This is a genomic window from Arthrobacter sp. NicSoilB11 (genome assembly GCF_019977375.1).
Classification (GTDB): Bacteria; Actinomycetota; Actinomycetes; order Actinomycetales; family Micrococcaceae; genus Arthrobacter.
Genome location: NZ_AP024657.1, coordinates 3,370,078 through 3,385,158 on the forward strand (window position 1 = coordinate 3,370,078; position 15,081 = coordinate 3,385,158).

Annotated in this window: 13 protein-coding genes and 1 pseudogene; 5 read left to right on the plus strand and 9 right to left on the minus strand. The window is 61.9% G+C overall.

Going from position 1 to position 15,081, the window contains the following annotated elements; genetic code table 11:
* Positions 1-151: 151 nt before the first annotated feature.
* A complete protein-coding gene (locus LDO14_RS15720; protein WP_223992449.1) occupies positions 152-1,552 on the minus strand; it encodes a glutamate decarboxylase in 1,401 nt (466 codons plus the stop codon).
* 193 nt (positions 1,553-1,745) lie between these two features.
* On the minus strand, positions 1,746-2,444 hold the full coding sequence (locus LDO14_RS15725; protein ID WP_223992451.1) for a GntR family transcriptional regulator: 699 nt from the start codon (positions 2,442-2,444) through the stop codon (positions 1,746-1,748).
* A gap of 228 nt (positions 2,445-2,672) precedes the next feature.
* On the opposite strand from LDO14_RS15725, the gene LDO14_RS15730 reads away from it, so the two are divergent.
* Genes LDO14_RS15730 through LDO14_RS15745 form a run of 4 tightly spaced genes read left to right on the plus strand, consistent with a single transcriptional unit; the run spans position 2,673 to position 6,514 of the window.
* Complete coding sequence (locus LDO14_RS15730) at positions 2,673-3,587, plus strand: ABC transporter substrate-binding protein (RefSeq protein ID WP_223992453.1); 915 nt, start codon at positions 2,673-2,675, stop codon at positions 3,585-3,587.
* Between the two features lie 4 nt (positions 3,588-3,591).
* Positions 3,592-4,554, plus strand: coding sequence for an amino acid ABC transporter permease (locus LDO14_RS15735; protein ID WP_223992455.1), 963 nt, complete (start codon positions 3,592-3,594; stop codon positions 4,552-4,554).
* The gene (locus tag LDO14_RS15740; RefSeq protein ID WP_056392863.1) at positions 4,551-5,315 is read left to right on the plus strand and encodes an amino acid ABC transporter ATP-binding protein; all 765 of its coding nucleotides are present in this window, start codon (positions 4,551-4,553) and stop codon (positions 5,313-5,315) included. Before LDO14_RS15735 ends, LDO14_RS15740 begins: the two co-directional genes overlap by 4 nt.
* A gap of 23 nt (positions 5,316-5,338) precedes the next feature.
* Entirely contained in the window at positions 5,339-6,514 is a 1,176-nt protein-coding gene (locus LDO14_RS15745) for an alpha-hydroxy acid oxidase (RefSeq protein ID WP_223992457.1), read from the plus strand.
* A gap of 52 nt (positions 6,515-6,566) precedes the next feature.
* Here LDO14_RS15745 and LDO14_RS21665 read toward each other — a convergent pair.
* The 7 genes and pseudogenes from LDO14_RS21665 to LDO14_RS15775 form a co-directional block, all read right to left on the minus strand.
* Positions 6,567-6,826 (minus strand): annotated as a pseudogene (locus tag LDO14_RS21665) (glutamate decarboxylase); the annotation flags it as partial.
* A 179-nt stretch (positions 6,827-7,005) separates the two neighbouring features.
* Positions 7,006-7,830: a DUF3883 domain-containing protein gene (locus LDO14_RS15750; protein ID WP_223992459.1), complete on the minus strand. Its 825-nt coding sequence runs from the start codon at positions 7,828-7,830 to the stop codon at positions 7,006-7,008.
* A 198-nt stretch (positions 7,831-8,028) separates the two neighbouring features.
* On the minus strand, positions 8,029-8,826 hold the full coding sequence (locus LDO14_RS15755; RefSeq protein ID WP_346656241.1) for a serine protease: 798 nt from the start codon (positions 8,824-8,826) through the stop codon (positions 8,029-8,031).
* Entirely contained in the window at positions 8,766-9,143 is a 378-nt protein-coding gene (locus LDO14_RS15760; protein WP_134164023.1) for a hypothetical protein, read from the minus strand. The genes LDO14_RS15755 and LDO14_RS15760 overlap by 61 nt, the downstream gene beginning before the upstream one ends.
* A 400-nt stretch (positions 9,144-9,543) precedes the next feature.
* A complete protein-coding gene (locus tag LDO14_RS15765; protein ID WP_223992463.1) occupies positions 9,544-10,782 on the minus strand; it encodes a MinD/ParA family protein in 1,239 nt (412 codons plus the stop codon).
* A gap of 341 nt (positions 10,783-11,123) precedes the next feature.
* Positions 11,124-11,276, minus strand: a complete 153-nt coding sequence (locus LDO14_RS15770) for a hypothetical protein (protein ID WP_223992465.1) — start codon at positions 11,274-11,276, stop codon at positions 11,124-11,126.
* A 288-nt stretch (positions 11,277-11,564) separates the two neighbouring features.
* The gene (locus tag LDO14_RS15775) at positions 11,565-12,392 is read right to left on the minus strand and encodes an MBL fold metallo-hydrolase (protein ID WP_223992467.1); all 828 of its coding nucleotides are present in this window, start codon (positions 12,390-12,392) and stop codon (positions 11,565-11,567) included.
* 1,085 nt (positions 12,393-13,477) lie between these two features.
* Between LDO14_RS15775 and LDO14_RS15780 the strand changes: the two genes are divergently transcribed.
* A complete protein-coding gene (locus LDO14_RS15780; RefSeq protein WP_223992469.1) occupies positions 13,478-14,980 on the plus strand; it encodes a polysaccharide biosynthesis tyrosine autokinase in 1,503 nt (500 codons plus the stop codon).
* Positions 14,981-15,081: the final 101 nt, after the last annotated feature.

Genomic DNA, 15,081 nt, shown 5'->3' on the forward strand with positions numbered 1-15,081 from the left:
GTGGGAGTTGGAGGCAGGTCCGAGCCGCAAAGCCTGCATTTCGGCTTGGGTCGAAGGCTCCGAAGCACGGTGTTCAGCATGGATGAAGGTTATGCGCCTGCCCGGAAAATTGGACCAGTAACCAGATACTTCAATCTGCGGACAGCGATACCTAGTGGTGGAACGCTTCCTTGTGCTTGTCGGTGGGCATGGGCGACGTCAGGGCGTCCAGGTAGGCCACTTCCTTCTTGAGGTCGTCAAGGAAGCTGGAGGCGAGGTCCCGGGTGAAGCCGTTGCGGACCACGATCCGCTGCACCGTGATGCCGCTGAGCCCTTCGGGCAGGGCGTAGGCCGGGACCAGCCAGCCGTTCATGCGCAGGCGTTCGGACAGGTGGTGCAGGTCCCAGTTCCTGGTGTGGCCGTCGGTGAGCTGCCAAGCGAAGACCGGGATATCGGAGCCGTCGCTCCAGAGGGTGAAGGCGTCCATGTTCCCGATCTCATGGGAGAGGTACAGGGCGACGTCGCGGGAGCTGGCCTGCACGGATTTGTAGCCGGCGAAGCCCAGGCGGAGGAACAGGTAGTACTGCAGCAGCACCTGGGCTCCGGGCCGGGAGAAGTTCAGGGCGAAGGTGGGCATGTCCCCGCCCAGGTAGCTGACGTGGAACACCAGGTCGTCGGGTAGGGACTGTTGGTCCCGCCAGACGATCCAGCCCAGGCCGGGATACACCAGCCCGTACTTGTGGCCGGAGGTGTTGATGGAGGCCACCCTGGGGAGCCGGAAGTCCCACACCAGTTCCGGCTGCAGGAACGGCGCCACCATGGCCCCGGAGGCGCCGTCCACATGGATGGGGATGTCCAGGCCCGTGGCGGCCTGGATGCGGTCCAGCGCGGCGGAGATCTGCTCCACGGGTTCGTAGGCGCCGGTGTAGGTGACGCCCATGATGGCGGCGACGCCGATGGTGTTCTCATCCACGTAGCGGTCCAGGTCATGGCCGTCCAGGGTGGGGTGTTCCCTGGACACGGGAACGTAGCGGGCTTCCACCTCCCAGTAGTTGCAGAACTTCTCCCAGCACACCTGCACGGCGGAGCTGAGGACGATGTTCGGCGCGTCCGTGGGCTTGCCCTCGGCGCGGCGGCGGTGCTGCCACCGGCGCTTGAAGGCCAGGCCGGCCAGCATGCAGGCTTCGGAGGAGCCGATGGTGGAGGTGCCGATGGCCGCCGCAGGATCCGGCGAGTTCCACAGGTCCGCGAGCATCCGCCAGCACCGGGTTTCGATCAGCGCGGTCTGCGGGTACTCGTCCTTGTCGATCATGTTCTTGTCGAACGCTTCCGCGTACAGCTGGGATGCTTCCCGTTCCATCCAGGTCCCCACGAACGTGGCCAGGTTCAGGCGGGAATTGCCGTCCAGCATCACCTCATCGTGGACCACCTGGTAGGCGGTGCCCGGCAGCGACTCCCCGTCCGGGATGGTGAAGCGCGGAAAGAGGGTGGACTCCCCCGGCCGGCTGAACAACGGGTTCAGCTCCACGCTCGTTTCGGGCTCCTGCCGTTCGCTCCGGTGTGACCTCGTCATGTCCAGTTCCTTCGCCCGCCGTCGTCCGCAGGCAGACGCCTGCGGCCGCACTTCCGCTGTTCCCAGCACTCCGTATTATTCATGCACCCGGAGCAAACGGCAGCAGGGATGGCGGGTTAGGGCGCGGCAGAAGTACGACGGCGGCACGCACCAGGGAGCCAGCCGCACCGTACAAAAGGGGGCAGGCAGAGACCTACTGCTGGCCGAACTTTTTGAGGCTCAGCGAGCGGGACCTGATCCCCTCGATGTGGTTGTTCATCGCGGCCGTCGCCGCTGCGCAGTCCCCGGCCTTGAAGGCATCAATGATGGCCTGGTGCTCCTGCACCGTGTGGTCACCGCTCATGTCGTTGTGCACCATCAGCCTGAAGCGCTGGATGCTTCCCTCGATGGACCCGTAGGCCCGGAGCAGGAACTCGTTGTCCGTTGCCTCCACGATCCGCCGGTGGAAGTTTTCGTCGGCCTTCCAGTAGGCCCGGTATCCCGCGAAGGTGTCGCCGCCATGGCGTGACGCCTCAAGGTCGCGGTGGAACCCTTCCAGGTCCGCCACCAGCTCCTGTGTTGAGTTGGTGCAGGCGATGCTGGTGCATGCGGGCTCGAGGATCTGACGCGACGTCAGAAGCGCCGCGATGTCGCTGGCGGTGGGCTCCGGCGCAACCTTGTAGCCGCGCAGGGCTTCCCGCCTGACCATGCCGGTGGTTTCCAGGCGTGCCAGGGCTTCCCGCACGGGAGTCGAAGAAACTTTGAAGCGCTTGGCCAATCCGTCAATGCTCAACGGGGATCCGGTGGAGATCTTGTCGTCGAGCAACAGGGACAGGATGGCCTCGAACACCTGGTCGACCAGCATGGGCCTGCCGGGGATCGAGACTTCTTCTTCAGGCGAAGCGGCGTTCATTTCGGAATCCTATGTGAATTTTTCGGTCAGTCGCATGCAGCCGTAACACCACTTCCACGAGCGCGTCGTCACAAACCAAACACGGCGAAAAGGGTGTTTGCAGAAAATCGTGCATGATGTACGGTACATGATACCGGACAGCGAAGTGATCTGTACCACAGCCAAGCTGCCCATCAAGGTTGGAAGCTCTCCTACCACCCCTCCTCCCCCACTTCCGAAGGCGTGTAGATGATTCAGTTTCGATCGATGTTGGTGACCGTCGCCGCAGTTTCCATGGCGAGCGTGCTTCTCTCCGGGTGCTCCAACCCCGAAATGACCAGCTCAGCCCAGTCCGATGCCCCTAAAAGCTCGAGCTCCGCGGGGGCCGTCAAAGTCGACGAAGCCGCCGCCGCAGCCCTCCCCAAGGATGCGCGGGACAGGGGAACGCTGACCGTCACCATGAGCCAGAGCTCGCCTCCCCTGCACTTCATGGCCGCCGACGGGACAACCATTCAAGGTATCGACCCGGAAATTGCCATGGCCCTCGGCCAGACGCTGGGCCTGAAGACGGAGGTCAAGAGTGGCCCCTTCGACGGCATCATCCCCGGTATTGCTGCCGGCAAGTTCGACATGGCCATTTCCCAGATGTCTCCCTCGACAGAACGCATGAAGGTGCTTGATTTCGTGGACTACTACCAGTCAGGCAGCGGCATTGGTGTGGCTCCGGGCAACCCGCAGCACCTGACGCTGGACACACTCTGCGGGAAGCGTGTTGGCGTGCTGAAGGGTTCATTCCAGGACCTCAAGCGCCTGCCTGCCCTTTCCCAGGCCTGCACTGCCGCCGGCAGCCCAGCCATCGAGGCCATGACCTACCCCGATATGCAGGCCCCCAATCTTGCACTGACGGCCGGACGCATCGATGCGGTCTACATCGACGGACCCACCCTGGGCTACGCCATCAAGCAGGGCGGCCAGATCGAACTGCTCGGCGAAAAGGACGTCTCCCCCGTCAGCATCGGCTTCAAGAAGGGGGCGGGCATGGAAAAGGCAGTGCAGCTGGGCATGGAGTCTCTCGCGAAGAGCGGCAAGTACAAGGAGATCCTCGACAAGTGGGGCGTGGGCACCGGTGCAATCTCTGACTTCGCCTTCAACAAAGCGCAGTAGCCAGATGGCCAACACAGCCACGGAACCCGACGCCAAGGCACCCGCCGGTGACGCGCTGGACCGCCAGCTTCTCCTGGGCCGTCCGCACCAGCGCCACGGAGGGTTGTGGCTGACGGCGGCAATCGTCCTGTTCGCGATCTTCCTGGTGGGCTACTCCCTCGTCACCAATCCGCGGTTCGAGTGGAACGTGGTCTTCGGCTGGTTCACCTCGGAGCGGCTGTTCACAGGCCTCCTGCGGACGCTGGGACTGACGGCCATCTCCATGGCTGTGGGAATCGTCGTCGGCGTCCTGCTGGCGCTGGCCAGGCTCGCCCCGAACGCCATCGTGGCCGGGACCGCCGCGTTCCTGGTCTGGCTCTTCCGTGGGGTGCCGGTCTTCGTCCAGCTGCTCTTCTGGGGGTTTATCGCCGCCATCTACCCGCGGATTGCGGTGGGCGTGCCGTTCGGGCCCGAGTTCTTCTCGGTGGATGCCAACGTGCTGATCACCCCCTTCATGGCGGCGATCCTGGGGCTGGGCCTGAATGAGGGCGCCTACATGTCCGAGATCGTCCGGGCGGGGCTCCTGAGCGTCAACCGTGGACAAACGGAAGCGGCCACGGCCCTGGGCATGCGCCGGTTCGCGATACTTTCCCGGATCGTCCTGCCGCAGGCGATGAAGATCATCATCCCGCCAACGGGCAACCAGACCATCTCCATGCTGAAGACCACCTCCCTGGTGAGCGTCCTGGCCTTCCCCGAGCTGCTCTATTCAGCGCAGCTGGTCTACAGCGCCAACTTCAAAACCATTCCGCTGCTTATCGCCGCCAGCATGTGGTACCTGCTGGTGACCAGCGTTCTGAGCCTTGGGCAGTTCTTCATTGAACGGCGCTTCAACCGGGGCGGAATCACTTCCGGACGCAGCCCCCGCCGGCCCCGCAAGCCCAAGGCGGCAAACCCCCGCACCACACCAGAGGAGGCCCGGCCATGAGTGACGTGATGATCGAAGCGCAGGGGGTCACCAAGAGTTTCGGCGACCTCGAAGTCCTCAAGGGCATCGACCTCACCATTCCCAAGGGCAGTGTGACCTGCATTATCGGGCCGTCCGGCTCCGGCAAGTCCACATTCCTTCGCTGCATCAACCAGCTGGAAACGCTCGACGGCGGGTTCATCCTTGTGGACGGACAGCCGGTTGGCGTGAAGATCAGGAAAGGCCGGCTGCACGCGCAAAACAACGCTGAGGCGGCGAGGATGCGCGAGAACATCGGCATGGTCTTCCAGAGCTTCAACCTTTTCCCCCATATGACGGTGCTGGAGAACATCTGCGAGGCGCCGGTCAGGGTGAAGAGGGAGAACCGGAAGGCCGTCCAGGACCGGGCCCGCGTCCTCCTGGAGCGGGTGGGGCTTTCCGAGAAGGTCCACGCCTACCCGGCGTCCCTGTCCGGCGGCCAGCAGCAGCGCGTGGCCATCGCCAGGGCATTGGCCATGGAGCCACGGCTGATGCTGTTCGATGAGCCCACATCGGCCCTGGATCCGGAGCTGGTGGGCGAGGTGCTGGACGTGATGCGCAAGCTCGCGGACGGCGGGATGACCATGATCGTGGTCACGCACGAGATCGGCTTCGCCCGGGAAGTGGGCGACCACCTGATCTTCATGGACGGGGGCGGCATCGTGGAGCAGGGCGACCCCCGGACCGTCCTGCGCGACCCCCGGCATGAACGCACCAAACAATTCTTGGCGAAAGTAATTTAGACCTTCACATTGGAGCAGGACCCTTGAGAAACAAATGGATTGTCAGCATCGATGACTACCGCAAGGCTTCCCGGAAACAGCTTCCGAAGATGATCTCGGACTACTTGGAGGGCGGCGCGCTGGACGAGACCACCATGCGCGCCAACGAGGACCGGTTCGATGCCCTGATGCTTCGCCAACGGTCAATGGTGGACCTCCGGGGCCTGAACACGTCCACCACCGTGCTGGGCCATTCCCTGGCGCTGCCGCTGATGGTGGCACCGATGGGCATGCTCACCATCTTCCACCCTGGTTCGGATCCTGCCGTTGCCCGGGCCGCCGTCAGGGCGGGGTCGATCTTCATCCACAGCGCGTGGGCCGGCTGCTCGCTGGAAGAGGTTGCCAAGGTGGCCCCCAACAACCTGTGGGCGCAGATCGCTTTCTGGAAGGATCCGGAGGAAACCGCCAGCTACATCAACCGGGCCCGGGCCGTGGGGGTGGAGACCCTGGTGGTGGCGGGTGACGTGGGTTCATCGAGCAAGCGGGAACGGGACCTGCACCATGGACTGTCCATGCCGCCGCGCCCGCCGGTGGCGGACTACTTCAATGCCGCCACCCGCCCAGCCTGGCTGTGGCGCTGGCTCACCGGCCGGAAGATGACCTACGGAAACTACCAGATCAACGGCCGCCCGCTGCGCATGGACGAGATGAACAACTGGATGGCAACCAACAAGAACCCGGGCGCCACCTGGGAGGACTTCGCCAGGCTCCGGTCCGAGTGGAAGGGCAACCTGGTGATCAAGGGCATCATGGACGCCGAGGACGCGGCCCGGGCCGTGCACGAGGGCGCGGACGGCATCTTCGTCTCCAACCACGGCGGCCGGCAGTTCGACTCCCAGCCCGCCACCATCGATGTGCTGCCCTCCATCGCGGACGCTGTCGGCGGCCGGGCGGAGATTTATCTCGACGGCGGCATCCGGCGTGGGCACGACATCGTCAAGGCAGTGGCACTGGGCGCCAAGGCTGCACTGGCCGGGCGGCCGTTCGCCTACGCCCTTGCCACCGGCGGGGAGCCGGCGGTGGACCGGGTGTTCGGAATCCTCCAGGACGAGCTCAAGGGGGCCATGGGGTTCGTGGGCAAGTCATCCGTTGCGGACCTGGACAGCAGCATCTTCGCAGGGCGCAGCACGTCAGCCGTACCCGAGAGCCTTCTCGTGTAGAAGCATGAATCTGTCTTCAGTAACTGCCCGCTTCCCCGACGGGAGGCGGGCAGTTCTTGTCGAAGGCTGCCGCGTACAACTGCGAGGCTTCCGGTTCCATCCAGGCCCCACGAACGTGGGCAGGTTCAGGCGCGAGTTGCCGTCCAGCATCACCTCGTCGTGCACCACCTGGTAGGCGGTACCCGGGAGCGATTCCCCGTCCGGGATGGTGAAGCGCGGAAAGATAGTGGACTCCCCCGGCCGGCTGAAAAACGGGTTCAGCTCCACATTCGTTTCGGGCTCGCGCCGTTCGCTCGGGTGTGACGTCATCATGTCCAGTTCCTTCGCCCGCCGTCGTCCGCAAGCAGGCGCCTGCAGCTGCACTTCCGCTGTTCCCAGCACCCCGTATCATTCATGCACCCGGGACAAACGGCAGCAGGGCGGGGGGCTTGGACGCGGGAGAAGGACGACGGCGGCACGCACCTGTTGCGAGCGCGTTGCGACGGGTGCCTTCAGCTCAATCTGCCGGGAAGAGTCCAGTCAAAGTCTCGCGGACGGAGGTCCCGATCTTCTGGAGCAAGATCAATAACCCTGAATGATCCAGCCTCGAAATCCACCACCCCGTCTATTAAACGCATGCCTGACCACACGCCTATTCGGCACGGCCCGGGGTGCTTGCGGGCATGGTCCACCTCATTGCGCGTCAAGATAACGGATTGTCCTGCACTCTGGGTGCCCTTGGCTTCGAGGTAAATCACTTCCGTTCCCCTGACTGCTACGGCGTCGTACGGACGGTTCAGTCGCGTATCGGTGACGGTCCAGCCTCGCTCCCGGTAGTAGCGCATCAAGCGGTCCTGCGCTGCATTCTCGATTGCTCGTCGGGCGGCGGCATCCATTTGGAGCCCTTGTCCGCTTGCGCCGGGCCGGTCCCAAGCCACGAGAGGATCTTCGTCGGGGCTCTCAGCCACAGGGTCCAGGCCATACTGGATTGAGTTCCTGCTGTCGTGTGTGACGCGTGTTCCAATTAGGGCGTCGTGAACGTAATCTCCAGCACGCAGGACATGGCCGAGAAGCGCCTTTTTTGGTCTCCCCGGCATGCCTGTCAACACCTTGTGCTTCGGGTCGTCCAACGCAGCGACCAGAACAACCATGCCTTGGTAATTGAGCGCCGCCCAGCGTTCACTTGCGATGCGGTCTGCGTCCAAGCGATAATCTCCGCGGTTGTGATCCCAAAGTTCCTCCGGTGTCGCGTCCGGGTCATAGCCGTACCATGCGCGCCCAAGCGGGTCGTCGTTTTCCGCTGCAGTCAGGCTGCTGAGCCTGATGTGAATCACCATGCTTCGAGTATCCAAGACCGAAGGGCAGGAACTGCGAATGCGCGCTGTGTTCTCTGGCCGTGCTGCTAGACACCGATCGCAGGGGGCTTCCTCATTTGAGGTTACGAGGCAGCAGCGTTCCAGTATTCAGTATTACGACGGCAGACACCCGTCCACTTCCAGCAGTTCCTGAGACTACGACCTGTTGGGTTCCCATCTTTAATCACAGCCAGCCTCGTTCGAGAACTTCGAAGGATCCTTGAGTACTTGGTTGAGAGCCTCTACCGGCACCGCAATGTACTGGCCGCCCCCGCCGGCATACGCAACTCCCACGAGCTTCCCTGAGGAGTTGACAAGGGGACTGCCTGAGCTGCCGTGCTCTATAGGTGCGCTGTTGTACATCATCTGCAGAGGTGACGAACCTAGAGGGTCGCTACCGTATCGCAGAACCTTCCCGTTCGTGGTGGTTAGCTCGCCACCAAGGGGATATCCAATCGCCGTAACCTCGGACCCAGCCTGAGGGTTTGATAGCGCGAGTTGGAGCGTGGCCGGTAATGACTCCTTCGTCCAGACCAGAGCAAGATCGGCGACAACGGCCGCGCCTACCGCGTTGACCGTGAGATCTCTGCCGTCATACGTGCTCACCTGCAGGAGCGCTGCCCCGCCAACAACGTGGCGGTTAGTGACGAACACATGGTCTGCGATGGCGAACCCTGATCCGCTGGAGACTCCACCACAGCCCACATTGCGAACCCGCAGCGCAGCACGCTCATAGGTGCTGAATCCGGACGTGCTACCAGCCGGGGTCGGCGCAGTAGGCGCGGCTACCGACTGTATTGGCGCGACAGTTGGCGAGGGAATCGGTGAGGGCGGCGGAGGCACGGGGGCAAGACCACAGCCCGCTATCACCAGCAGAGCAAGTACGACCGCGCAAGCAATGCGCAGTCTCCTGAAACTCATTTCAAGCCCTGGATGGTCCGTGTAAGGCTGTCGCTGTCTGCCCGCGCAGTGTTGCATGCTGAATTCACGCCCTGCACGAAACTAACCAGCGAGGCTTGCTCGTAGGCAGTGTAGTTCACGAGATAGGTTTGCAGCTTTTGCAGGTCGCGGATGCAGGTGGACATCTCCGTGCTGACGTTTTGAGACGTAACAACAACTTCCGCAAGAAATGCAGTACTGTCCCCGAGTTGCGCTTTCTCGTTCGCTAGGGAGCGGATTCGGGCGTTCGCGTCGTTTAGCTGGTTCGTGGTGTCGGTCAGCTTACCGTTGGCTGTCCTCAACTGATCCGTCAGGGAGGCGTTTTTCGCCGACAAGCCGTCACGCTCCGCGGTCATTGAGGCAAGACTACGTGAAGCCTTGTCCGAGCTTGCCCGCCACTTATCCGCGGAGTTAGTACTGTAAGCGTACGCTGCACCGAGGACGCTTACGAGCACAGCCAGCACGACGATAGCCAGGACGAACGGCCATTTCCGGGGCCTCCGCTGGCTCGGTCGGGAATCCCCACCCATCGGCGGTACATATACCGGCGCCGACTCATTGTTCATTTAGGTCCCCCATCAGGTTTCTGCCTACAGCTAGGCAAAATTATGGGGTCACGTCAGCCCGTACAACCAATAGGCTCCGTCACGTTTCGGACATGGGACGCTGGGGCCGCCCAGGGCCGGCGGGTCGCCTGCGTATCCGGGGCCCAGAACCTCGCGCCGACGCTGGACCTTTCGCAGAAAGGTAGAAGGCCTACCGGTACCCGTCCACGATCGCAGCGGCAATTTCCTTGTACGCCCGCCGGGTCTCCGGCTTCAGCACGTCAAGGGTCACCAGATCACCATCAGCAACACCGCGGTCGTGAGGAACGGCGATAAGTTCGCGGCAGATCCCAGACAGGTGCTCTTCGATCGCGTCCTTGTCCACCCGGGAGGACACCTCGTCCTTGTCCGTGATCACCACAATGGCGTTCCGGGCCAGGTCCTCGTAGCCGTGGCTGGCAAGCCAGTGCAGGGTGCTGCGGGCCCGCTTGGCGCCGGACACCGCATAGCCGGCGGCGATCACCAGGTTGTCGGCCGACTGCAGGATGCCGCTCATCGCGTTGTGGGTTACGCCGGTGCCGCAGTCGGTGAGCGCTACCGAGTAGTAGCCGGAGATGAGCTTGCGGATCCGCAGGTACTCCTCGGCCGTCAGCGAGTCCGAAACTTCCGGGTCCTGCTCCCCCGCGATCAGGTGCAGCCGGCCGGCATGGTGCATGTACCGAGCAAGGGCCGTCAGGGAATCGATGGACTCGATGTTCTCCAGCAGGTCCGTGATGGTCCGAGGGCTGGCCTGCTGGTAGATGCCCTCGCCCAGCGCGCGCTCCACCAGGTCCCCGGAGTCCGGGTTGGCGTCGATGGCGCAGGGGGCGTCGCCGCGGTATTCGGCCAAGGTCAGGCCCACGCCCACGGTGGTGGAGGTCTTGCCGATGCCGCCCTTGAGGCTGAGGATGGCGGTGTTGTAGCTGCCCTGGAGCTGCCTGGAAATCCGGCGCCCCAACTCGTCCTCCTGCCGCTGCTTGGGGCCGGGACCCAGGTTCCAGGCGCCTCCGGTCAGGTTGTACAGCGCACCGCGGATGCCACCCCTGGGACGGGGCTTCTGCTCCTTGACGAACAGCCCCGGCGAACTGATGAAGTCCGGCAGGGGGACTTCGGCGATGGTGTCCGCCACGGTAGGACGGCTGCGGCGGAAAGCGGGAGCGTCCGACGGTGGCGCGGCAGCTTCGCGGGCAGCGTCACCTGAAACATTGACCGCCGGCGCGGAGGGAACAGACGCGATTGGATCCGCCGCGGGCTGCCTCACGGGTGGCGCAGGAGGGGCCGGTGCAGGTGATGGTGCCCGCGACGGCGTGGTGGCATCGGCTGCGGCAGCCGCTGCCGCCCAGGACGTGCGGCGAGTAGCTGGCGTCCCGGCGTCGCTGGGATTGGAAGGGGAAGGGGTTACTGCTGGCATGGTTCCTGTCCAGGCATCGTCCACTGAGCCGTCGGCACGACGAAGGTCGCGGCGTCGGCGCAGTTGCGGCTGCCCTGCATCCTCTGCTGGGGCGCCTGCATTCTGATCCGCCGGTTCTGGCATGTCTGTCCCCCCGGACGATCGGCAAACTGTTATGCAGCACTAGTTCAAACAGTAATTCTAGGCGCTGGGACCGGGTTACCCAGCCAGGCTGTTTAGTTAGTGGTGCGTGAGGGCGGCCGCTACCACCGCGACGGTGAAGACCAGGAGGACGGCAAGAATGGTGTACCCCACCCACTTGGGACGGCCTTTGTGGGGGTTGATGTCGACGTACGGCATGGTCAGCGTTGATTACCTCTGGGGGCGGGTGCGCAGCGGACGGGGATCCGGATGGCGCGGCGCTTCAGCCGCAGCATTTGGTACAGGACGGCGAAGGGAACCAGCAGGGTGCCCAGCAAAGCGCTCAGCGCCAGGGCGTAGTCCGAAAAAGCCACAACAGCCTCCATTGGTCAAAGTGATCCCCATCGCCTCGAACCTAATCACGTGGCATATCGATTCACAAGTCACATCGAAGAGCGGGACTTAAGCCTCTAGACCAATGTCTTGGACCACCTGAAGCGGCACATAGCCTGCACAAAAACCACGAGGACGGCCAGCAAGACAAAGGAAAGTAGCCTTATCTTTTACTTTCGTCTCCCCCCGCCGCGCGCCCAACATCAATGGTTAGTCGCGTAAACTTGCGCGGGGGCCCAACCCAAGATTTCCTCAAGAAAGACGTATTGTTACGAAGCTTCCTGGGGCTTGAGCCGGGTCTCCTGCAGCCGCTTGATGAACCACCGGGACTGCTCGGGGCCATAAGGCAGGACGGGAATCGCCTTAGTGGCGTCGTTAGGGGTGTCGCGGATGGACTGGCGGGCCTGGCGGACAGCTGTTGTCATCGTGTTGGCCATGGTCTTGACGAACTGGTCGCTGCACGGCTTTCCATGGCCCGGGATCAGGAACTCGTAACGATGACGCAGCGCGGAGATGTGCCTCAGCACGTCGGCCCACTCCTCGGGATAGGAGTCCTCGAATGAAGGATGCGCGCCCTGTTCCACAAGGTCGCCCACGTAGAGCGTCGTCGGCGTCCCGACCAGGAGGTCACCGTCAGTATGACCACGTCCTAGGTAGAACAAGGTTGCTGTCAGGCCACCGAGGTCAACGAGGACGGGTTGCTCCTTGACGATGGCATTCGGGACCACGAGTTCGACGTGCTCCCCCTCGCCGGTGGACATCTCCGGTTCCAGGGTTCCAACGTGCCGGCGCTGCAAGTCGCCTCGTTGGTCGATTTCGGTGGCGCAGTTTTGGTGTGCCCAGAATTCCGTGACACCCGCCTCGGCGAATACAGCATTGCCAAAGAAGTGGTCGTAGTGGGCGTGGGTGTTCACGACGACGAGCGGCAGATCTGACTTTTCACGGACCGCGTCCAGAATCTCGCTCCCCTGGCGGGGCCCACACCCGGTGTCGATGACCATGGCGCGCTCGGAGCCGACGATGAGGCCCGTGTTTAGTAGGGATCCTTCAGTGACCAGTACATAGTTGTCCGTGCCGACTTCGAGCCATTCCGACATTGTTTCTCCGTACCTCCGGCAAGCAGTGCGCGTTCGTCTCGTTGAACGATTCTACTCACGCGCGCTGGATCGATTGCGAGCATCTGCTGCCTGCTGCCGGCCGCGAGTCGGGTCACTCCGTCGGCGTCCGGCAATTTTGCCGACTGCAGAGACAACAACAAAATACGCATAGCGATTTTGGCGAGAGGGCAGCGGCCAGCGACTACACAAACCGACCGCAAGCCCAATACTCCTATGCCGGTCCGTGCTGATTCACCGATGTTCCGAAGCCTGCGGGAATCGGACCCCGCGTCACTAACCGGCGCTCTCTTGGCCTGTCGAAGAAGGCCTATAGTTCAACCATGGGGATCAAACAACATAAGATGTTTTGCAGTTCCTGCAACCGGACCACAAACCATGTTACGAACTACCATCGAGCTGGCGAAGAGACGGTCTTGGCTGCAATAGTCAGGTGTGGCGAGCATGCAGAGACAACCGCAGACCTTCCGAAGTCGTGATTGCGTGCTCTCTGTAAGGACACGCGCCGTATCATGGACCGGTCTCGGCCGCCCGTCTCAGTGCGATAAGGCCTCCTAATGGACGGTCGCGATCTTCACGAGGGGACTGGCAAGCCGTGCTTCTTCTCCCAAGAAGCTCAACGAAACCGGTGAGCGGGATTGCCACCATGAAAAGTGGGTCATGACTGCCAGGTAGGAAGTTGGAGAACCAGGCGCGACATCGCAGGTCACTGAGTATTTGGTTCTAGCTGCTACGTCTAGCCATCGCCATCGAACCGCAAAGAGCGCAGGGAGCAGTTCCCCGTTACTTCGAGCCGGAACTGCAGACCCTACGACAAGGACCTTCACTTTTGAGAACGGGCTTCTGACGTGGTGACGGCGCTTCGGCCCACTCGACTCCTACTCTAAGGATGAACAGCATTCTGTGAGGGGTTAACCCAAAAAGTCGTCGCAGCTGCCAGGGTAAGCCGCGCAAGTTCATCGAGACATAAGTGGATCCGTGTACAGGTACAATTATGGAAACGCGTGAAGTAGCCGTTTGGGGGTCGGCCAAGAGCACTCCCTATATTGCAACCAGGGGGCCCCGATTTGGATCTTAGCGATTACCTGCGCATTGTTCGCCGCAGTTGGAAGTGGATCGTAGCCCTTACGTTGGCAGGAATCCTGATGGGTGGCGTCGCTTCGGTCCTAGTCAAGCCAACCTATATAGCCGAGACGCAACTCTTTGTAGCCATTCAGAACTCCGGAACTGTCTCGGAACTCCAGCAGGGCAACACCTTCAGTCAAGCGCGTGTGCAGTCTTACGTTAAGACAGTTACCACCCCGGCCGTCCTGCAACCGGCTATCGATAGCCTAGGCCTCGATACAACGGCTGAAGTGCTTTCGGAAAAGGTCAAGGCCAGCACAGAACTCAACACCGTACTAATAAACATATCGGTCTCAGACGGATCCGCGGTGCAAGCGGCAGCGACTGCACAGGCCGTCGCTAATAGTCTAATCTCAACAATTGAAAGTTTGGAGAAACCGAAGACCGGGGGTTCATCTCCTGTCAGTCTCTCTATTGTCCGCCCGGCCGTTCCCCCGGTGACTCCGTCTGCACCCAACACCCGTCTCAACCTCATACTGGGTTTGCTTGTGGGCTTGGGTTTGGGCATAGGGACGGCTGTGCTGAGGTCCGCCTTCGACACAAGAGTCAGGGGCGAGGCTGACCTTCGAACCGTGACACAAGCTGCCATACTTGGCGGAATTGCATTTGATCAGGACGCTGTAAAAAAACCGCTTCTAACGCAGACCCCATCGCAAGGCCCGCGAGCAGAATCTTTTAGGCAGCTCAGAACCAATTTGCAGTTCGCGAATGTCGCTAATCGCGCACGCTCGATCCTGGTTACTTCTTCCTTACCAGGAGAAGGTAAGAGTACAACGGCTACAAATCTCGCGATTTCTTTGGCGCAGTCGGGTCTTAACGTTTGTCTAGTTGACGCAGACCTTCGCCGCCCCATGGTTCACGACTATCTGGGACTTGATAGAAATGTCGGACTTACTACTGCCCTCGTCGGAGATGTAGAACTTGAAGACGTTCTCCAACCATGGGGCGAGGATAATCTATTCACTCTTACATCCGGTCAAATACCCCCAAACCCGAGTGAACTTTTGGGTTCAGGGCAGATGCAGATGCTTTTGGGTCAATTGAAGGACTCTTTTGACATGGTGATAGTGGATGCGCCGCCGCTGTTGCCCGTTACGGATGCCACGGTCCTCTCTCAACACGTGGACGGCATCGTCTTGGTAGTAGGAGTACATACGCTACGAAGGCCCGAACTGACGCGGTCGCTGTCGGCTCTTGAAATGGTCGATGCAAAGTTGTTGGGCGTAGTGCTGAACCGGACTCCGGCTAAGGGTTCTGACTCGTATTCATACACTTACACCTCATACGCTTCGGCGGAAGCGACTTCACGTGCCCGTCTTTCCGAGCCGCTTCCAAGCAGGACGAATGGTTCCGAAGTGGGACATTATTCCGGACACGACTTGGGGATGCGAGCAGACGAAACTAGCCGCGCAGTCCGCTTCCCTGCCGATCGCATCCCGAACTAGGCCTTTTGCCCGCTTCACCAAGGGGCGAGACGATATGTAAAAGGCGATCACGTGCGCCTCCTGCTGATCGATATCGCTCATGCTACCGCGGAACCTTCCCA